The following is a 19,313-nucleotide window of genomic DNA, read 5'->3' on the forward strand; positions in this document are numbered from 1 at the left end:
CAACATGTATGAGATGCTATACCTTTTTAAATAGCTATTCGAAATACTTTCTACTATTAATTCCCCTTATATTTAATGTGTAATTAATGTATTTGTAACCATAATATACCTAGTTATTGATAAACTAAATTAGTAAGATCCATCATTAAAGGAGAGACAATATGGAGGACATTAACAATTTTGATTTGATCGAAAATTATTAACCTCTGGGAAGGCATTAGAGTTGGGATGCGGACCCGGTAGAAATGCAATTTACCTAACTGAAAAAGGTTATAGTGTAGATGCAGTAGACTTATCTGTAGAATCACTAAAATGGGCTAGGGACAGAGCGATAGAAAAAGATATTTCCATTAATTTTATTAATCAAAATATTTTTTATTTACAGATAGAGAATTCTAATTACGATTTAGTTTATGATTCAGGTTGTTTTCATCATATTGCTCCACATAGAAGAATGGATTACATTGATTTAATAAGAAGATCCCTTAAGCCAAAAGGATACTTTGTTATTAACTGTTTTATTGAAGATGGACCTTTAGGCGGCTCTAGTATTTCTGATTGGGAAGTATATCGAATACAAAGTTTACAGGGAGGATTAGGATTTACTGAAGAAAAATTAAGGCGTATCTTTCATGACTTCGATTGTATTGAAGTGCGTAATATGAGAGTAGTCGAATCAAACGAGCCCGTTTTTGGTGTAGACGGATTACTTACTGCTATCTTTCAGAAAAAGGGTTGAAACTAAAAACTTAAAAAGCCTCTCCAACTGGAAAGGCTTTTCGAAGTAATTCTCTATTAAACTTGAACTAATCTAATTTTATTTGCTACACGTTCAGTTAGCATAGTTGTTGCTTTTGGTAATACCGCTTTGAATACTGGATTTAAAACTGGCGCTACTAAACCTCCAGCATTTACTTCTAAGAAACCGACCATTTCTGTTTTTTCAGCCTCTAATGATGTTGCTTCAAAATAGCCATTTCCAGTAAATTTATCTGTTAAACCAATAAGGTTAAATGTAATTTTAGATGGTTCTACCCAATCAATAATATCTATTTGTACTTTTACAGTTTTTTTCAAGACACCTACATTGCCAGCAAATGTCCAAGTAGATTGACGATCATTAATAATTTCATGTTCTCTATATCCAGGTACAAGTGTCGCCCATTTTTCCATCTTGCTAACAAAGTTCCAAACTTCAGTTGCTGGTAATGGAATTTCTACTGCATGTGATGCTGTTGCCATAATCGTTCACTACTTTCTCTATTGAATATTTACAATTACTAGTATAGCGAAAATTTATCAAATAATCGACAAATAAATACATATCTAAAGTACTTTTTATCCTTATTTTTGATTAATAAGTAAAACAATTTTATAGCTAAAATAGCATATTTATAAGTTCATTAACTATTACACCTCCATCCATTAGGTCTTAATGCTCACGGAAACTAATGTTAGTCAAGTTTAATAATGATAACTTTGATTGTAGTAGCTAATTATTGTCCAATACAATTTAGCTTGAATGAAAATATTATTTACATATATATTATTTGGCTTTAAACTCAATAAACATTTCGCTGAAAAAATGCTATTCTTCCCTAGACGTATACCCGTTTATTTTATAAATAAACCAAAAACCCTAACAATTTTTCCGTCAAGCTCTTTTTTCAAGTGCCTAACAAGCCCCATTGCCATTTGAAAACCAACTTTATGACCTTGTATAAGTGTCCTTTTTTGTAATTAACGCCGTATCAACACCCGGTCTCATAATAACAAAAAGCGTTAGCAATAAAAATGTCCAATAAACCCCATCACTTTCAACTCCTTAGAAAATAAAGAATAATTTAATTTAATTTAATTATCCTTAACCAATTGAAATTAATTACAACGTTATCAATTAGGTGGTCTTTTAAATGGAGCAAATAGATAATAAAAAAGTAGAACAACTTCGAAAGGGAAAAGGTATTAACAAAGACACTAGGGTGCCCACTTACTATTTTTTACTGGAAGATATAAATAAGGTTTAAATTAATCGTAAAATTTCTAAACCATATAAAGTTAGTTATTCATGATTTAAGTTATGAACTACCTTCTGCGGATATGCAAGGACAGTTATCGAGTTCTATCTTATATATCCCATCACACGGAGAAACTTCCATCAAATACTCTCAAATAAAGGTGAAGAGCTAGCCGCTATTTTTAAAGGTACAGTGCAGTATAAATTCAAATTCAAGGCCAAATAATCCCCTCCATGAATAAGACATTATGAAGATTCTATCTTTTTTTACCCCTAAATGTTCGAACCCATTTAAAGATAGAGGGAGTAAGGAAAAGGTCCCATACTAATTACTAGTATAGGACCTCTTTTATGCTTGTTGTGGTTTTTTCCAAAAGAATGCCATACCATAGCTAATAACGAGTACAACCATAGCAAAACCATAAGGGTATTGGACATTGATATCAAATAGAATACCTGCTATAGCTGGTCCGATAATGTTTCCGACACTTGTAAATGTAGAATTTAAGCCACTTACAAATCCTTGCTCATTGCCGGCTATTTTCGATAAATATGTCGTCAGTGCAGGTCTAATTAAATCAAACGTTAAGAAGATGACTAAAGTAACTGATAATACTAATACATAAGCTGACACTTGTATCATAGCAACCATAAATACAGCTGCTACTGCTAGACATATTCTTATCAAACGTATTTCTCCAAGCCAACTCGTTAAACGGTCGAAAGCAAAAACTTGAGCAACTGTTCCCAATATACCACTAATTGTAATAAGTAGTGCAATATCTTTTGCTGTAAATCCAAATTGATGGTCTAAATACAGTCCATATACTGTTTCATATGTTGCTAGTCCAAATGAAGATACTAATATGATTAGCATTGGAATAAGGTACACTGGTTCCAGAACTTTTCTAAATCCTGGCTTTGTTGTTGGCTCTGGCGCTTCACTGTTCTCATCCAAATTAGGTGCAGTTTCCTTTAAAAAGAATAAGGAGAAAATTGCTCCCGAAAATCCTAATCCAGCCGCAAAAAAGAACGGTAATCTTGTGTTAAGTTCGGCTAAAAAACCGCCTATTCCAGGACCAATTATGAAACCTGTATTAATGGCTGCTGCCACATAACCCATTGCTTTTGGACGTTGTTTTAATGTCGTAATATCCGCAACATATGCCGTAACAGCAGGCATAATAAATGCCGCACTTATTCCACCTAACATGCGTGAAGCATATAGAACTTTTACATCATGACCGAATCCAAACAATAATTCAGAACATCCAAATATAAACATTCCAATGACGATCATTTTTTTTCGACCAAATTGATCGACCCATCTACCAGCAATTGGTGATACTAATAATTGGACAAAAGAAAATGCAGCTATTAAGTAGCCCATTGTTGCTCCACTTAAATGCATTTCTCTCATTAAAGTCGGTAAAACAGGAATAACAAGACCTATTCCTAAAAACACAACTAATAAATTTGTTAACACTAAATATAGTGCTTTTTTCTTACTACTCTCCATATCTGTTCACCTATTCAGCATCATTTGCTCACTGTTTTCCAAACATATCAAATGCTTCTCCTATAAATTTTTATACTCTTCATCCTACTACACTTTTATGTAGAGTTGGGCATTTTTTACTTTTATTATTATTTTCTCATAAAAAAAAGCTCTTTTTTAACAAAGAGCTTTTAGGCTTGTTTAGTTTACACCAGAGACACGACCAAATCCTACTAAATATTGGTTCCACCAATCTAATGATTCAACAACGACACCATTATTTTGTGCATCTAGCATTCTATTATTCCCTAAGTATATTCCAACGTGTGCTACGCCTGAGCCATAACTGAAGAATACTAAATCACCGGCTTTTGCACTGCTACGATCAATTTTTTGGGTTGCTAAATATTGCTGTGCAGCTGTTCTTGGAAGTGAATACCCAGCTTGCTTGAATGCCCATTGTGTTAAACCAGAACAATCGAATCCGGAACCTGGATTACTACCACCCCATACATATGATGTGCCTAAATATTTACTAGCTTCTGCAATGGCTTCTGTAGCTGCTTGAGAACCTGAGACATTTGGTTTAGATTGATTCCCGTCATCTGGACTACCGCCATTATCTCCGTTTCCAGCATTATTTCCATCACCAATATTATTTTCATTGCTAACAAATCTTGTATTTTGTAGGTCCTTTAATTTTTGCGCTTCTTTTTCTTTTTCTTTCAATGCTTTTGCAATACGTTCTTCTTCTTTTTTAGAGGCAATTTGTTTTTTTAGCTCTAAAGATTTCACTTTATTTTCAGCTTTTTTTGTTTCCAGTGCACTTTCTTCCTCTTGCATTTGTTGGAATTGTTTTTGCAATTTTGCTTGTGTTTCTTCTAAATCATCTTTTTGATCAGCTAAATTTTGTTTATCTTCTTCTTGTTCTTCTAACAAGCTTTGATCCGCATCAATAATTGTTTTAACACTCATCGCTCTACTGACTAAGTCTGTGATACTGTCAGAACCAAGCACTGCCTCTATGTATGGGCTAACTGTGCTATCATTCTTTTGATAGGCTTTAAGTCGATCATCGATAATTTCAGAACGATTTTCGATTCGCTTTTCAGTTTCCACAATAGATGCATTAACTTTTTGTAATTCTTTTTGTGTTACTTTGTAGTCTTTCATCTTTTTTTGTAATTCCTTTTTTAAACCTTTAATCTCATTATCTAGCTTTTTGATTTTCTTATCTATCTTTACTTTTTTGTGTGTCATTTCTTGTGATGTTGCTGCATCTGCTTGTAGAGGTTGTGTGGTGTACATAAAGCCACTTGTTAGCGCTAATGCCATAACCGCTGTGCGGCCCCATTTCGTAGTCATCTTCAAACTCAGTCAACTCATTTCTATTATCATTATTTCTTAATTCGAATATCTACCTTGTCTATTCTACCATGGCTTGTAAAAAATGGGCATGTTATATTTCAAGCTTAATGAAAGCGTAATTCGTGTCATATTTCTGTAACAATTAGATAATTTTGTCACTTCACTAATATCGATGGATTACATATATATTTAAAAAATACTTTTTAAAATGATTACATTTATCGACAAGTAGCTATACTGTTTTTAATTAATAGTCGTTATTTTACTGGTAATTTAATCTATGCTATTATTTCTACTATATTTTTGAGAGGATGGTTACCTAAATGAAGTATGCATTGATTGGAGATTTACACTCGTGTTTTGAAGATACTAATGCTGTTTTAAAGCATATTAATGAAACGGCTCAAGATGCCACAATCATTGGTTTAGGTGATTTGTTTGAATGTAAAATCGGTAAAAAAAAGGCTAAGAACATTAGTGGTCTTGCATTTGAAGAGGCGGCGGAGCATTCAGAGCTCTTCAGCAATTTGTTACAATTTCCTTCTGTTCGGGGGAATCAAGAAGAACGGATTATGCAAGTAACAGGTCTACACACTTTTCAAGAGCTCCCAGAGATACTACAAATTGACGGGGCACACATTATACATGGACATCAATTTAAGTGGTCAGTAGATTGGAAACCCCTGTTAACAGAAGCTCAACAATCCGTCCTCTTTTTTGGTCATAGCCACGATGCGGCTTTTTACAAAAAAGGAAAGAGAAAACCTTTCACTTATGGTAAACCTATACAATTGAAAGAAAAAAAATACGGAGTTAATGTTGGGGCAGTAATAGGTTCCAGAGAATGGTGTTTATATGATTCAACCGAACGGACGATTACATTTATGAAAGCACAAAAAAGCACTCGAGTTAGTATAAAGTAACTCGAGTGCTTAACTTATGTCAGAAATTATTAGTTAGCGATTGACCAGTCAATATGATCAAGGAAATATCTTACATCTTCACATACTTTGTCTCGTTCTTTACCAGTTGTAATAATATGGCCTGACTCTTTGTACCAAATTATGTTTTTGTCATGTACATCTATGCTATTATAGATAAACGGTGCACTTTGCTGATAAATTGGCGCATCTAATGAACCTTGCATTACTAATATTGGTGCTTTGATTTCGTGTAAATCCTCACAAGTTTCTTCTGTTATTTTTTGTATATCATTTAATGAGCCCTTCGGTGTTGCCTTCAGTGTTTCAAGTTCAGCAATAATTTCATCTCTTGTTTTTCCTTCAAAAGATTTGTAGATTTTAGCATAGTCATAAAGACGATCAAAAAGCCCATCAGTACTGTCACGTTTAATCGGCGCACACATTGATACAACTCCTTTTACTGGGAACTCTTCACCTACACGTAATGAGAAAACAGCACCAAGTGAAATACCGACTACAGCAATATCTTCGTAACCTGAGTCTTTTAAATAATTATATCCCGCAACAACATCATTCCACCAGTCTTCTGGACCTGTTTCAAGTAATTCTTCTGGTGTTCCACCATGTCCTTTATACATTGGTGCATGAACAGTATATCCTTGCTTTTGCAAATATGTTCCTAATCTCTTTACATCCTTTGTACTTCCTGTAAAGCCATGAAGTAATAATACTGCTTTATTTCCTCCTTCAAGAGTAAAAGATTTAGGGGCAACTAATTTCATATTGACTGTCTCCTTCTTAATAGACAAATAATTAATTTTGGTCTTAGCCATTCCGTTTATAGTAAAACATATCTTCTCCATGACTTTCTATAATGTGAGATATGTTTGCATTTAATAATAAAAGTCGATTTTTTTTAAAAGCCATATTCCTTAAAAAAATTCTATCTTTATGTTGTGTCTATTTTATGTCTATCTCATATTAACATTGACGATTAATAATGTATAATTTATAATTCTTATCATTATCATGCATAAAAGGTATCAATTGTTTCACTATAAAAGAGGTGGTTTCTAAATGGAATGGCAACAACTCGAATATTTCCAAAAGCTTGCTCTTATTCAACATATGACTCGAGCAGCTGAGCTTTTATCTATCTCACAACCTGCACTTAGTCGCTCTATCGCACGACTTGAAGAAGAGTTAGGCGTGCCTTTATTTGAAAGACAGGGACGCTCTATTGTTTTAAATCGTTACGGAGCTATGTTTTTAAAACGAGTAAATAATATTATGCAGGAATATCAAGATGGCTTACACGAAATTCAAGAGCTCGTCGATCCAAATCAGGGTGAAGTTTCTCTCGGCTTCTTACATACTTTAGGCACAAACGTAGTACCAGATTTAATCCGACTATTTCGTAAAGAATTCCCTGATATCCATTTTCAACTAATTCAAAATCATACACATACACAATTAAAGCAATTAAAATCTGGTGAGCTTGATTTGTGTTTACTAGCAGAGATGGAAGTCGATAAACCTATTCAATGGACTGAGCTATGGCGAGATGAGTTGTATCTAATCGTGCCGATTTATCATCCACTAGCGATGAAAAAGAGCATTACACTTAAAGAACTAGCTGATGAATCATTCATTTTATTAAAAAAAGGGTACGCACTTCGTATTACGGTTGATGAAATTTTCGAGAAGGTCGGAATTACACCTAAAATCACATTCGTAGGTGATGAAGTAGGAACTGTGGCAGGATTTGTAGCCAATGGACTTGGTTTTTCCTTGTTACCCGATGGTGAGGAGATTAATCCGAGAAAAATAGCTAAAATTAGTATCAGTGATGTGAAATGTGAGCGAATTATTGGCATGGCTTGGGCTGATGGCCGCTATTTATCCCCTACCGCAAAACAATTCCAAAATTTTATACTGAATTTCTTTGAGGAACGAAAAAAAGCAGCAAAAGAGCGTAAATAAGCTCTCTTGCTGCTTTCTTTGGTGTAAAAGTTATTAAATATAGATTCACTGCTATAGTCTCTTTTATTATGTTAATTCAACGATTAATTCGACCACTTGATTCTCTTGTTCTTCCAGTATTTCTAAAACAGCCTGATTTCCAATATAGAAATCGTTAGAAAATTTGTTTCCGCCATAACCATCTTTTCCTTCAAAAAAAAAGATTTCAGCTACTCCTCTATATTGTTTTATTTCTTGCTCCTGCACATGCATGGTCATTTGAACTTCTTCACCATTAAAATCAGCGAAGTGTTTTGCAAGACATTGTTATCTATATAAAGAATATTGGGTCCTCTCATTTTTTGAATATTAATTGTTCCTTTTAATGTTGGCATAATACATTCCTTGCTGTTATCTCAGCATTATCAACAGAGAAAAAGGCTGCAAGTGTAAGGGAGAACCCGACATTTGGCAGCCTTATATAGATATGATTAAGCGAATACTTCGCCGATTTGTGCTAATCGTTCTTTAACTTCTACCTCTGTTAAACCATTACGAGCAATATAGCGGTTGCGAGGGTGTACACGACATTCATGAGTACAGCCACCTAAATGCTTATCTTCATTTTCTTTTGAAGCGATAATTTGCTTATTGCATTCAGGATTTGAACAATTAATATAACGTTCACAAGGTTCGTCATCAAAATGATCACGACCTACGATAACATGCTCAACTTGGTTCACAGGAACAGTTAGACGCTCATCGAAAACATAACATTGACCATCCCATAGTTGACCTTTAGCAACAGGGTCTTTACCGTAAGTAACGATACCACCATGTAGTTGGCTAACGTCTTCAAAACCTTCACGTTTTAACCAGCCAGAGAATTTTTCGCAGCGGATACCACCAGTACAGTAAGTTAAAATTTGCTTGCCTTCTAGTAACTCTTTGTTGTCGCGAATCCAGTCTGGTAAATCACGGAACGTTTCGATATCTGGGCGAATTGCACCTTTGAAGTGACCTACATCAAATTCGTACGTGTTTCGTGCATCCACGATAACTGTATTATCTTCTTGCATCTTTTCTAAGAATTCAGCTGGCTCTAAGTAATTACCAGTAATTTCTTGTGGGTTAACATCGTCTTCTAGGCTTAAGTTTACTAGCTCAGGTTTTGGACGTACATGCATTTTCTTAAAAGCATGTTGCTCTGATTCATCAATTTTGAAAACGATGCCATCAAAGCGAGGATCTGCTTTCATTTGAGCCATATAAGCATCTGTTTGTTCAACAGTTCCTGAGACAGTTCCATTTATACCTTCTGAAGCGACTAAAATACGCCCTTTTAATTCAATTGATTTACAAAATGCTAAATGCTCTGTAGCAAACGCCTCTGGGTTTTCAATTGTTGTGTAAAAATAATAAAGTAAAACGCGGTAATTCAATGTTGTTTCCACCTATCGTGTATATTTGCAAGATATAGTTATAGGGTTTTAATGTATATCATTATTCTTGCAGTTCTTGGTTTAAAGCACTTTTCACAAAAGTACCTACATCATTATACATCATTGTTCACTTTTATGTTTGGGGAAAGATTGGGGAACTTTCTGGGAAACATGAAATAAAAAATTTCACGTCATAAAACAATACGTTGGCAGGCATTTAACATAATACGATAACAGTAATTAGAAGAAGCACAGTAACTGTTAAAACAAGACGTTTATAACATATTACAATTACATTTCTGTAGCTTTGGAATAAAGACTAATTAATAATCCCCAACAAGCCAGCATTTTACGATAAATAAAAAGAAGCCATTTTGAAAAAAGATCGATCAAAATGGATTCTTATATTGTAGTATTAAGATTGATGTTTATAAAAAAGATTGATTATTTTCTGCCTTTGTTGTTAAACAATATCGCGCCCTTTAATGGATTAAACAATTATTACACATTTTAACATTTGGTATAATATAACTCTTTAGTTAAACCTTCAGGTAATCTCCATCCAGGAGCCAACTTTTTCACAAGAGAATTATCTAAATAAGAAGCCATGAATAAGGGGCTTACTAAGCTTTAGAAATATCAATAAATCCTTCTCCGAACACATCACGAACATCGTGTATAGCGATGAAAGCATTCGGATCAGTAGATTGAACAATCCGTTTCAACTTTATTACTTCTTGTTTACTAATAACAATATAAAGAATTTCCTTTGGGGTTTTTGTGAAATAACCATGACCTGAGTATACGGTTACCCCTCTGTCCATTGATGTAGTCACCTGTTTGGCAATGTCATTCGGTTTATCAGAAATAATCGTAATGGCCTTTTTCGAATTCAAGCCTTCGATTACAAATTCCATTACTTTCGTTCCTACATATAGCATAATGATTGTCACCATCAGCTTTTCCGCACCAATGATAAAATAAGATGAAAAAGCAACTATTAAATCAAAAAACAATAGACCATAGCTAATGCTCCATCCTAAATACTTATGTGTTATCCTCGCTAAGATGGTAGTACCTGCTGTTGTTCCGCCTACTCGAATAATTAGGCCAATCCCGCACCCTACAAATATTCCTCCAAAAATGGCATTTACCATCAATTCATTAGAAGCAATATTCCAACTTTCTGTCAGATGAAGAAAAAGCGAGTTAGAAACTACAGCTATAATCGTATAAATCGTTGTTACTTTATTCAAAAATTTATAACCGATTATTAACAAAAATGCATTCAGAATTAAGTTGACTAAACCTGGTGACCACTCAAATAAATAGTAGGTAATAATCGTGATACCAGTTACTCCTCCTTCACCAAGCTCGTTCGGAATAACAAATAAATTAACACCTAACGCAAAAATAAATGCACCAATAATGATAAAAATAATGTCTGTGGTTCTTTTTTTCATATACTACCTCACTACTTATAAAATATTTACTCAGGCACAAACTCTCACCATTATACCGTGGAACATTTAAATCGAACAGTAGTCTGTTATTTATTTTAATCAAACTTTATTTTAAATTATCAAAATTTTTTATTTTTCGGACTTTGTTTTAAATTACCAAACTTTATTCTAAATCTATACCAGCTTCATTCTCGCTAATTCCGAATCTTATACTAGACATCTTAGCAACTACCCGATCATCTGTTTCTGGATCATATGAACGGACAAAATCAGTTACTTCGTTATAAGTCCCTTTCATGTTAAGTAAATATTAATAGGAATAATATGTTATATTTAGAATTTAATGAATATCATGATAATTAATAGATGACAAAAGGAGGTTAATATGAAAAAAATTATTTTTGGATGCTTATTGTTAATAGTAATATTAACGGGTTGTTCAGAAGAAAAAAAAATAGTTACCGAGAAAAAGTGGGAAGTTAGTCCAACTTTCGCAATCCCGACTACTTTTAATGATGGAACTAAAGGCGAATATGCTTTCATTGGTGAGCAAGGAAAATTGGGTATTTTAGTTGGTTCTGGAAAAGTGGGAGATGTTAAAGTTTCTCCATTTGTTAAGGGTGAACCCCAGAAGTTTATGTGGCATTTTTTGGGGGGGAATGAAGAATTTAATGGAAAGTTTAAGGTTATTGGAATCAATGGAAATGGCGAAGAACACAAAGTATTAATTAATACTTCAGGAACGGATAAAAACGAAAAAGTTTGGGAGTATTCAAAAATTGGTATAAGTCCTAATAATGGAGCTGATACACACATACCATCTGACCTGGAGTTTCCAACATCAGGATTATGGAAGTTAGACGTATATATCGGTGATAAATTATTCGGTGATATTATTGTAAAAGTTGAATAAAGTACTCAATTCTAAAGAAAACCTTTAGTTGATTATCAAATGGAACCCAGTATTTAAACATATTAATTCAAGTTCTCTACATCATTCCCGAGCTACTTAATTATTATAAATACTTGCTCTTTTACACTAAGCTTTGAGACTAATATCTCAAGGCTTTTATTTTTGCTTACAGCGTGCTTTCAAGAAAGGAGGAATTCCACAAGCAAATAGCTATTCTATTCTGTCTTTATTGTTGGTAACTGTAGCAGAACCAATTACTTTTATTCTCCTTCTTTTTAATAGTTGTTTGGATCATATTATACCTTATTTTCATAAAATTATAACTATAATATAAAAAACTCTTTATAATATTCAGCTACCTCTAAATTTACAATAGAAGAACGTTTGTAAACAACTAACGAGAGCGTAAAATATCTTGTGTAAATGAATAAATAGAAAAAGGAAAACCTTTTCTTGTAGAATTAAGTCACCACAACACAATTCACAGAAAAGAGGTCTTCCCTATGAATCAGTTTACAACAGATATTGTCCAAGCTCTAGTAAAAAAAGAAGATATTAAGGAAGTTTTTCGCACTCACCTAGAATCGGCCGTAAACGCACTCTTAGCGAGCGAATTGACATGTCTCTTAGCTCGAGCGCTCTCTGCACGTTATGCATGCGCTTATTTGGACGCGACTTATATCGCTCTAAAACGTGAAACAGTCGAAAAAGAAGCAGTCTATATTGCTGTTGGTATTCGTGAAGATGGATCGAAAGAAGTCTTAGCTTACACAATCGCACCAAATGAAAAGCTAGAGTTTGGAAAGAACTTTTGGAAGATATCAGAGATCGTGGCACAGAAGAAATATTATTGTTCATTTTTGATGGTTTAAAAGGCATTACGGATAGTATTTTCTCCGTCTTTCCCGAGTCAAAATATCAATCGTTTTGTGTGCATCTTGCACGAAATATTGCACATAAAGTACGTGTTACAGATCAAGCTGAAATTTGCGAGGATTTTAAGACTGTTTATCGTGCAGTTAACCTTGAAATGGGGCATAAAGCACTGCAAGAATTTGTAGAGAAATGGAAATCATTTACCCGAAATGCGACAATCATTTTAGTTGCTTCTATTAGTATAATAAATAGAATTTTTGTTATCAAAATAATTCGATTACCTTACTACTCCACTTCTATTACAAAAGCAAAGGATACATCTCCGTATGCATGTGATAATGATTTCTCCCATTTTGCTTCGTAAGAGTAGTAGTAGACACCTTTTTCTTTCGGTGTTATTAAGCCTTCATCTTGCATTGTAACAGCTGTTTGTTGATCATGTTTAAGGTCATATAGATTTACTGTATTGGGTAAATTATCACTTTGAATATTGAACATAATTTGCGTATTGGCTGGTACTTTAATGGGGTTTTTATCTGCTAATGTTTCTAATGGTCCTGCATGATCCACGCATGTACTTTTTCCTACTTTCGACCAGCAGTAAGCTCCCCTGAAAGTTGTATACCTTTTTCCAGCTACTTCAAGCAAAATAGCTGGAGGTTCTTCATCTGTTTGTTCAGTAATATTCCCTAAATAATAATCAATTAGCTCTCCTTCTTTCGAGCAATTGTTTAATTGATAAATATCTTTTGACACTTCTTCAAGCTTTTCACACTGATATGTGACTATCTCTTTACTACCGAAAGGATCCTTTGTACTATCTCTTTTTACAGTCAGTTTTTCCCCATCAAAGTTGATTGTTTCAGTTATCGGGGCACCTTCGATTGTGAAGTTATTAATAGTTAATATAGCAGTCTCTTTCTCTTCTACTTTCTTCACAAATCCCTTTAAATTCTTTTGCTGTTGCTTAATCAACTGCTCCTGGGATAACTTTGTTGGTAGCTTTTTAACAGCTGTATCTGGTAGATTACATCCTGCTAGGAAAAATAAACTTACCAAAATTAAGCCGAATCTCCTCATTCCATCAACCTCCAAACTTTCTTAAATGCTTGCATATCCTGTATTTTAAAATCAACATTAATTTGACCATAATTGATATGCCCCTCTTTGTCTAACAATATTTGAACTGAAGTACCATCATTCAATGTAAAATCTAAAAAGCGAGTAGTTTCTGTTACGCCTGAACTTTCTCGCACTAAAGGTATTGCAGTATTAAAGTTAGAAACTAGTTCCTCTAATACCTTGATGTCCTTTAAATCTTGTTTATTCCCAGTACTGTTATTCCAGTCATCATACGTTTGATACTGCACTTTCTTTATATTCCCCTCTATCTTTAATAAGTCGAATATATCCCGTCCTGAAGAAATCGTTCTATCATTCAAATTTTCATAAATCTCAGTATCTAACGCCCCACCATTCTCGTTGTATGTCATAATACGAAATGATTCATCATAGCCTTTCACAGTGTAGACGTCACTTTTCCCTATAGAAGAGGCAAATTCACTAGCATAGTCGCCTTGTTTGCTCCACTCATCGATTGACCCCTTAGTACGGCCTAGTTTCTCTCCTCGCAATGCATCCGGACTGTTACCGATGAATTTTGTCGATGTTTGTGTATAGATTTTTCCTTTATAAACGATTAAGCCAATCATATCTGCATTCTGACTATTGCTAGGTAATTTAATTGCTGGAATGGTTATGCTACTTTGATCGAATGAGATTCTCTCTTCTATATGTGATAAATCTTCCATCAAATTCACTACTACCGCGTTACTCTTATCAGTTGTATTGTTATAAATAGCATAGGCACCAGCACTAACTGCAATCAAAGCTGGGATAGCTAGCCAACTTAATTGGCTTTTATTATTTTTTCTCTTTTCCCACTTAGCACGGTTTACACCATTTACTGCACGATCATGCAGTTCACTTGGAATCTCTATATTTTCTAGTTCTCTTTTTAACCGATTAGACATAAGAACCTCCTTCTTGTAGTTGTTGTCGTAGCTTTTGTAAACTGCGATAAAGAATCGTTTTTGCCGTACCCAGTGGCATTTCTAGAAGATTTGCTACTTCCTTAATTGTAAGGTCTTCATAAAACCTTAGGAGAATGATACTTTTTTCATCAGGTGATAAATAATCTATACATTGCTGTAAGTCAAATACTTCAGGTAAATGCTCCGCAAAATTTTCGTGTATTATTTCATCTTCATTAAAGTCATTCTTCTTTTTTCTTTTCCGTAAAATATCGAGTGAGCAGTTAATCGCAATTTTCAATAACCATGTTTTAAAGTAAGTTGGGTTTTTCAATGTTTGAATTGCTTTAAATGATTTGTAGGCAGTCTCTTGCACAACATCTAATGCATCTTCCTTATTTCCTACATATGTATATCCCATACGGTAAATATCAATTTCATATGTTTGAAATAGCTGCAAAAAGGCCCTGTCATCGCCCTTTTGTGCCTTCTCTATTAAGCGATACATTTATACACCTCCTGTCTCTTTAGTTATTAGATGGACGGCAATCTATTTTAGCTTTCTTTTTTACACTTTATTTTTTTCAAAATGAAAAAGCAATGAGGTTCAGGACCTCATTGCTTTTTAATAGTAAATTTAAATATTCTGTTCTTCATAAGAAAATGGTGTCATTCGAGAAGCGATTTTACGTAACGTTAAATCCACGAAAAAGAATACACTTCCTAAAATAAAGCCTGCTGTAGCACATGTTATTGTTTGAAGTGACCAAACTCCACCTTGTGAGTAATAAGCAAAAGAGACTGGAATCACAATACCTGCCCCGAACGCCATATGCAATAATAACGAGTATCCTCTAACATTCATTTTACGCTCGGCTATTCGATCAGCTATATACGACACCAACAAACCGTATGTAAAAATCATAGGAACAACATATACGGTCAATGAAAGAGCATTTTGAAGGAATTGTTCTTCTGGTTGCATGAATAACAAGGGTAATATAAAGAAAGCAATAATTGATGTAAAAAATGCACTTAATAGTTTTCTTTCCGCCATTTACATACATCCTTTCTTATATCGAAGTTTATAACGAAATATCGAATAAAATATATAACATTGTAAAACCTAGATTATAAATTTTCGTTTTTGTATTATTATCTTGCTAAATGTACTAAATTTTTTATTTTATTAACAGTATTATATAATCAATTACCTTTTTATTCAATCATAAAAACCGATGTCTTTTTACAGACATCGGTTGAAGGTTTAATTTAAATAATGCATTCGTTGTTTTTCAATCCATTTTCTCATGCTATTGAATAATAGCATGAAGATGATCATGACGATGAATCCTTTTATAATATTAAAAGGTAATATTCCTAATACAATCATTTTCGTTAATGCGGCTCCAGTTGTAGGAGGCATATTTAAAAAGTAGGTATACATTGGTAGAAATAGCACATAGTTTAGTAAACTCATACCTACAGCCATTGATAATGTTCCAACTACAAACCCAGTAGTTAATCCTTTTGCACTTGAAAGTCGTTTATAGACAAAGTACACAGGTAAGATAAATAGAACTCCTGTTGTAAAGTTGGCAATATGGCCAACTGGCATACCTGTTGGACTTCCTGAGAAAATCCAATCTAGTACGTTTTTAAATAATTCAACTAATATACCTGCTAGAGGTCCCATTGTAATAGCTGCCATTAGAGCAGGTACATCACTAAAATCCACTTCCAAAAATGTCGGAAACGGCGGTAGTGGGAAGTTAAATAGCATTAATACGAAAGAAATACTACTTAACATCCCAATTGCAATCATCTTTTGCAATTTCATGTTCTTCATAATACTTTTCTCTCCTTTTGTAGATCCACTTCAAAAAGAGGAAAGGTATAGTCGTAGCTATGCAAAAAAATACCCTTAAGCACAAAGTGTACTTAAGGGAGAATTTAGGCATAGTCAAATAAGCGTCTCATTGATACTCAAATTGAAAGACGACCGTACCTTCACCTTCTCCCATCCAGACTATACTGTCGGCTTTGGAATCTAACCAAATCCTGCCTTGCGGCTCGCGGGCTCAAGAGTATTGCTTAGTTCTCTAATACCGCCGATCGGGAATTTCACCCTGCCCCGAAGATGAACCATAATTTAATTATAATACACTATAACTATATGCAAAAAAACACGAATTGTAAAGTCTTCTAACTTACAACTCGTGTGTTTAAATTTAATTTACATTTTTTCAATTGGTAAATAGAATGTGAAAGTCGTGCCTTTATCTACTTCACTTTCTACTGTGATTCTACCCTTATGAGCTTCAACAATATTTTTGGCAATAGCAAGTCCTAAACCGGTACCACCCTTACCACGTGTTCTAGCTTTATCTGCTTTATAAAAACGTTCAAATACATACTGCAAATCATCGGCTGGAATCCCAGCGCCGTTATCTTTTACTTGAATACGAGCAAAGGATAGCTGACGGTCAACAATAACTTCTACGCTTCCTCCCACTAGTGTATGACGAATGGCATTATCAATTAAGTTTGTTAATACTTGCTCGATACGGTCTTCGTCCATTTCTAGATGAAGTGTATCTTCAATTGTTGAATTAAATGTCAGGTTCACTTGCTTTTCTTTTGCTACTTGAACAAACTTTTGTGTAATTCTTTCAATAACAGGTGTTATAGGAACAGAATCTTTATATAATCGCATATGTCCTGATTCCATACGAGCTAAGTCTAGCAGGTCTGTTACTAGACGCCCCATTCGCTGCGATTCATCGTAGATGATTTTAATCATCTCTTTCCGCTCTTCTTCACTTGATACGACATCATCCATAATTGCTTCACTATAGCCTTGTAGCATGGCTATTGGCGTCCGCAATTCATGCGAGACATTTGCTATAAAGTCTGAACGTAATTTATCTAAACGATGCTCTTCCGTTTTATCTCGTAACACAGCTACTGCACCACGTACAGAGTTGCCACTGTATAATGGACTAATTGAAATCGCATAGTATGATCGCTCAATTTCGAGTTCTACTTCTAGCTCTTCTTCCAAATCTAAAACATGATCAAGCATATGATAAATTTCAGGCGGAATTGGTTTCTCGCTATTGGCACTCTTATTAATAAACCATTTTTGTAATAACAGCTCTGCAGGTGGATTACTTACTAAAATGGTACGATCTCGATTAAACGTAATTACAGCGTCTGTCATCGATGTCAAAATACTTGATAGCTGTTCTTTCTCTTGGTTAATCACTTCTAAGTGGTGTTTGAGTTGTTTACCCATTTGGTTGAAAGCCGTCGCTAATTGGCCTATTTCATCATTTTGTAAAACAGGTACTTTTGTTTCGAAATTACCTTTTGCTAATTCAAATGCTGCTTCTCTCATCTTACGAAGTGGTGATGTAATTCGGGTTGATAAGAAAAACGCAAAGAATGTTGTTAACATCAAGGCAATGGCCGCTGCTAAAAAGACAATTTTAGTCGTTTCCTTTGTCGTCCTATGTATAGCGTCTGGGCTTTGATAGATAAATATTGCCCCATGTATATTGTTTTCAACATTTATCGGGAAAGCCAAAACGATGTAAGACTCCATGTGCTCTTTTTGTGTTGTCGAAGGTAGCATCATCTCTTTTACAATAGGTGCATTCGATGTAAATACGTTATCAAATGCTTTTTCATTAAGAATTTGTTGTTTAATTCCCTCCTGATTAAGCCCCGCTTGTAATGCAAAAGAAACCTTACCTGGTTTCTCAGCAATCAATGCATTTGTTTCATCACTAAGAACATCTGAAATAATAGCCTTTGTAGAATCAGTTGTTTCACGGTCATTGATGATCCGAGCAATTGTAGATGCTTCTTGACGTAATGAAGATTCTGTTTGTTTAGTATGATAGTTTGATAAAAATTCGAGCATTAACACAGTGAAAACAAACAATACAAATGAAACGAGAAGCAATATGGTTACCCATAGCTTCCCGACAACACTGTTCCACATTCTATTCATTGACTACCTCAAATTTATATCCTACGCCCCATACTGTTACAATCATTTTCGCCGCATCTTCTGAAACGCGATTTAGTTTTTCACGTAATCGTTTCACATGCGTATCAACTGTACGTAAATCACCAAAGAAATCGTAATGCCATACTTCTTTTAACAATTGCTCTCTATCGAATACTTTATCTGGTGATTTTGCTAAAAAGTATAATAATTCGTATTCCTTCGGTGTTAAATTCACTTCCACTCCATCTGCAGAAACACGGTGTGCGTCATGATCGATTGTTAAATGTGGAAATACCACTAAGTCTTTTGATGCAGAAGTTGTTGATATTGGTGAGAAAGCCGCTGAACGACGTAAAATAGCTTTTACGCGTAAAACCACTTCACGAGGGCTAAATGGTTTTACAATATAATCATCCGCCCCTAGTTCAAAGCCTGATACACGGTTTGCTTCTTCGCCTTTCGCCGTTAAAAGAATAATTGGCGTTGTTTTTTTATCACGGATTTCTTCGCATACTTGTAGTCCGTCTTTTTCAGGCATCATTATATCAAGAAGAATACAATGATAGTCATTTGCTAATGCTTTTTCAACTGCTTCTTCTCCATTTTCAGCTTCTTCTACTTCGTATCCTTCACGTTCTAAATACATTCTTAATAAACGGCGGATACGATCCTCATCATCTACTACTAATATTGAAATTTGTTCATTCACAACTATTCCTCCCAAAACCATCTATATGTCTATTGTACAATTAGGCTATCAAAATGAAAAGAAAAGCCTTTTCCTATAAAGGAAAAGGCTT

17 protein-coding genes, 2 pseudogenes and 1 riboswitch are annotated in these 19,313 nt (G+C 34.3%); of the genes and pseudogenes, 5 read left to right on the forward strand and 14 right to left on the reverse strand.

Annotated features, from left to right (window positions below; all coding sequences use genetic code 11):
* Positions 1–184 precede the first annotated feature (184 nt).
* Positions 185–739 (forward strand): annotated as a pseudogene (locus ACQKMD_RS00765) (class I SAM-dependent methyltransferase); the annotation flags it as partial.
* Between the two features lie 56 nt (positions 740–795).
* Here the strand turns inward: ACQKMD_RS00765 and ACQKMD_RS00770 are convergent.
* The 3 genes from ACQKMD_RS00770 to ACQKMD_RS00780 all read right to left on the reverse strand — a co-directional run bounded on the left by ACQKMD_RS00770 (position 796) and on the right by ACQKMD_RS00780 (position 4,880).
* Positions 796–1,242, reverse strand: coding sequence for a CoxG family protein (locus ACQKMD_RS00770; RefSeq protein ID WP_427748601.1), 447 nt, complete (start codon positions 1,240–1,242; stop codon positions 796–798).
* Between the two features lie 1,124 nt (positions 1,243–2,366).
* The gene (locus tag ACQKMD_RS00775; RefSeq protein WP_427748602.1) at positions 2,367–3,536 is read right to left on the reverse strand and encodes an MFS transporter; all 1,170 of its coding nucleotides are present in this window, start codon (positions 3,534–3,536) and stop codon (positions 2,367–2,369) included.
* Positions 3,537–3,716: 180 nt separating this feature from the next.
* The gene (locus ACQKMD_RS00780; RefSeq protein ID WP_427748604.1) at positions 3,717–4,880 is read right to left on the reverse strand and encodes an NlpC/P60 family protein; all 1,164 of its coding nucleotides are present in this window, start codon (positions 4,878–4,880) and stop codon (positions 3,717–3,719) included.
* Between the two features lie 326 nt (positions 4,881–5,206).
* On the opposite strand from ACQKMD_RS00780, the gene ACQKMD_RS00785 reads away from it, so the two are divergent.
* Complete coding sequence (locus tag ACQKMD_RS00785; RefSeq protein WP_427748606.1) at positions 5,207–5,806, forward strand: metallophosphoesterase family protein; 600 nt, start codon at positions 5,207–5,209, stop codon at positions 5,804–5,806.
* Between the two features lie 29 nt (positions 5,807–5,835).
* On the opposite strand, the gene ACQKMD_RS00790 is transcribed toward ACQKMD_RS00785, so the two are convergent.
* Entirely contained in the window at positions 5,836–6,588 is a 753-nt protein-coding gene (locus tag ACQKMD_RS00790) for an alpha/beta hydrolase (protein WP_427748608.1), read from the reverse strand.
* 295 nt (positions 6,589–6,883) lie between these two features.
* On the opposite strand from ACQKMD_RS00790, the gene ACQKMD_RS00795 reads away from it, so the two are divergent.
* Positions 6,884–7,789 carry a LysR family transcriptional regulator gene (locus ACQKMD_RS00795; RefSeq protein WP_427748609.1) on the forward strand — a complete coding sequence of 302 codons (906 nt, stop codon included), beginning with the start codon at positions 6,884–6,886 and terminating at the stop codon, positions 7,787–7,789.
* Between the two features lie 66 nt (positions 7,790–7,855).
* On the opposite strand, the gene ACQKMD_RS00800 is transcribed toward ACQKMD_RS00795, so the two are convergent.
* From ACQKMD_RS00800 to ACQKMD_RS00810, 3 genes are all read right to left on the reverse strand, one after another.
* Positions 7,856–8,047, reverse strand: a complete 192-nt coding sequence (locus ACQKMD_RS00800) for a hypothetical protein (protein ID WP_427748611.1) — start codon at positions 8,045–8,047, stop codon at positions 7,856–7,858.
* Between the two features lie 212 nt (positions 8,048–8,259).
* Entirely contained in the window at positions 8,260–9,222 is a 963-nt protein-coding gene (locus tag ACQKMD_RS00805) for a rhodanese-related sulfurtransferase (RefSeq protein WP_427748613.1), read from the reverse strand.
* 611 nt (positions 9,223–9,833) lie between these two features.
* A complete protein-coding gene (locus tag ACQKMD_RS00810) occupies positions 9,834–10,673 on the reverse strand; it encodes a YitT family protein (RefSeq protein ID WP_427748615.1) in 840 nt (279 codons plus the stop codon).
* Between the two features lie 385 nt (positions 10,674–11,058).
* Here ACQKMD_RS00810 and ACQKMD_RS00815 point away from each other — a divergent pair, with 385 nt between their 5' ends.
* Positions 11,059–11,586 (forward strand): DUF4871 domain-containing protein, encoded by a 528-nt coding sequence (locus tag ACQKMD_RS00815; RefSeq protein ID WP_427748616.1) that lies wholly within the window; start codon positions 11,059–11,061, stop codon positions 11,584–11,586.
* Positions 11,587–12,089: 503 nt separating this feature from the next.
* Positions 12,090–12,658: pseudogene (locus tag ACQKMD_RS00820) on the forward strand (IS256 family transposase); the annotation flags it as partial.
* An 89-nt stretch (positions 12,659–12,747) separates the two neighbouring features.
* On the opposite strand, the gene ACQKMD_RS00825 reads toward ACQKMD_RS00820, so the two are convergent.
* From ACQKMD_RS00825 to ACQKMD_RS00855, 7 genes are all read right to left on the reverse strand, one after another.
* Positions 12,748–13,542 carry a DUF4362 domain-containing protein gene (locus ACQKMD_RS00825; protein WP_427748618.1) on the reverse strand — a complete coding sequence of 265 codons (795 nt, stop codon included), beginning with the start codon at positions 13,540–13,542 and terminating at the stop codon, positions 12,748–12,750.
* On the reverse strand, positions 13,539–14,495 hold the full coding sequence (locus ACQKMD_RS00830) for a hypothetical protein (RefSeq protein WP_427748620.1): 957 nt from the start codon (positions 14,493–14,495) through the stop codon (positions 13,539–13,541). Before ACQKMD_RS00830 ends, ACQKMD_RS00825 begins: the two co-directional genes overlap by 4 nt.
* Positions 14,488–15,003 carry a sigma-70 family RNA polymerase sigma factor gene (locus ACQKMD_RS00835; RefSeq protein WP_427748621.1) on the reverse strand — a complete coding sequence of 172 codons (516 nt, stop codon included), beginning with the start codon at positions 15,001–15,003 and terminating at the stop codon, positions 14,488–14,490. The genes ACQKMD_RS00830 and ACQKMD_RS00835 overlap by 8 nt, the downstream gene beginning before the upstream one ends.
* Positions 15,004–15,132: 129 nt before the next feature.
* On the reverse strand, positions 15,133–15,552 hold the full coding sequence (locus ACQKMD_RS00840) for a hypothetical protein (RefSeq protein ID WP_427748623.1): 420 nt from the start codon (positions 15,550–15,552) through the stop codon (positions 15,133–15,135).
* A gap of 210 nt (positions 15,553–15,762) precedes the next feature.
* Positions 15,763–16,344 (reverse strand): ECF transporter S component, encoded by a 582-nt coding sequence (locus ACQKMD_RS00845; protein ID WP_427748625.1) that lies wholly within the window; start codon positions 16,342–16,344, stop codon positions 15,763–15,765.
* Between the two features lie 159 nt (positions 16,345–16,503).
* A riboswitch (FMN riboswitch) is annotated at positions 16,504–16,641 on the reverse strand.
* A 90-nt stretch (positions 16,642–16,731) separates the two neighbouring features.
* Positions 16,732–18,513 carry an ATP-binding protein gene (locus ACQKMD_RS00850; protein ID WP_427748627.1) on the reverse strand — a complete coding sequence of 594 codons (1,782 nt, stop codon included), beginning with the start codon at positions 18,511–18,513 and terminating at the stop codon, positions 16,732–16,734.
* A complete protein-coding gene (locus tag ACQKMD_RS00855; RefSeq protein ID WP_427748628.1) occupies positions 18,506–19,222 on the reverse strand; it encodes a response regulator transcription factor in 717 nt (238 codons plus the stop codon). The genes ACQKMD_RS00850 and ACQKMD_RS00855 overlap by 8 nt, the downstream gene beginning before the upstream one ends.
* Positions 19,223–19,313: the final 91 nt, after the last annotated feature.

Origin of the sequence: Viridibacillus sp. NPDC096237 (genome assembly GCF_050278625.1) — a bacterium.
GTDB lineage: Bacteria > Bacillota > Bacilli > Bacillales_A > Planococcaceae > Viridibacillus.

Bases quoted from the DNA above. Each gene is read 5' to 3' on its own strand.
- ACQKMD_RS00770 (WP_427748601.1), bottom strand. From the start codon at position 1,242: ATGGCAACAGCATCACATGCAGTAGAAATTCCATTACCAGCAACTGAA.
- ACQKMD_RS00775 (WP_427748602.1), bottom strand. From the start codon at position 3,536: ATGGAGAGTAGTAAGAAAAAAGCACTATATTTAGTGTTAACAAATTTA.
- ACQKMD_RS00780 (WP_427748604.1), bottom strand. From the start codon at position 4,880: ATGACTACGAAATGGGGCCGCACAGCGGTTATGGCATTAGCGCTAACA.
- ACQKMD_RS00785 (WP_427748606.1), top strand. From the start codon at position 5,207: ATGAAGTATGCATTGATTGGAGATTTACACTCGTGTTTTGAAGATACT.
- ACQKMD_RS00790 (WP_427748608.1), bottom strand. From the start codon at position 6,588: ATGAAATTAGTTGCCCCTAAATCTTTTACTCTTGAAGGAGGAAATAAA.
- ACQKMD_RS00795 (WP_427748609.1), top strand. From the start codon at position 6,884: ATGGAATGGCAACAACTCGAATATTTCCAAAAGCTTGCTCTTATTCAA.
- ACQKMD_RS00800 (WP_427748611.1), bottom strand. From the start codon at position 8,047: ATGACCATGCATGTGCAGGAGCAAGAAATAAAACAATATAGAGGAGTA.
- ACQKMD_RS00810 (WP_427748615.1), bottom strand. From the start codon at position 10,673: ATGAAAAAAAGAACCACAGACATTATTTTTATCATTATTGGTGCATTT.
- ACQKMD_RS00815 (WP_427748616.1), top strand. From the start codon at position 11,059: ATGAAAAAAATTATTTTTGGATGCTTATTGTTAATAGTAATATTAACG.
- ACQKMD_RS00825 (WP_427748618.1), bottom strand. From the start codon at position 13,542: ATGAGGAGATTCGGCTTAATTTTGGTAAGTTTATTTTTCCTAGCAGGA.
- ACQKMD_RS00830 (WP_427748620.1), bottom strand. From the start codon at position 14,495: ATGTCTAATCGGTTAAAAAGAGAACTAGAAAATATAGAGATTCCAAGT.
- ACQKMD_RS00835 (WP_427748621.1), bottom strand. From the start codon at position 15,003: ATGTATCGCTTAATAGAGAAGGCACAAAAGGGCGATGACAGGGCCTTT.
- ACQKMD_RS00840 (WP_427748623.1), bottom strand. From the start codon at position 15,552: ATGGCGGAAAGAAAACTATTAAGTGCATTTTTTACATCAATTATTGCT.
- ACQKMD_RS00845 (WP_427748625.1), bottom strand. From the start codon at position 16,344: ATGAAGAACATGAAATTGCAAAAGATGATTGCAATTGGGATGTTAAGT.
- ACQKMD_RS00850 (WP_427748627.1), bottom strand. From the start codon at position 18,513: ATGAATAGAATGTGGAACAGTGTTGTCGGGAAGCTATGGGTAACCATA.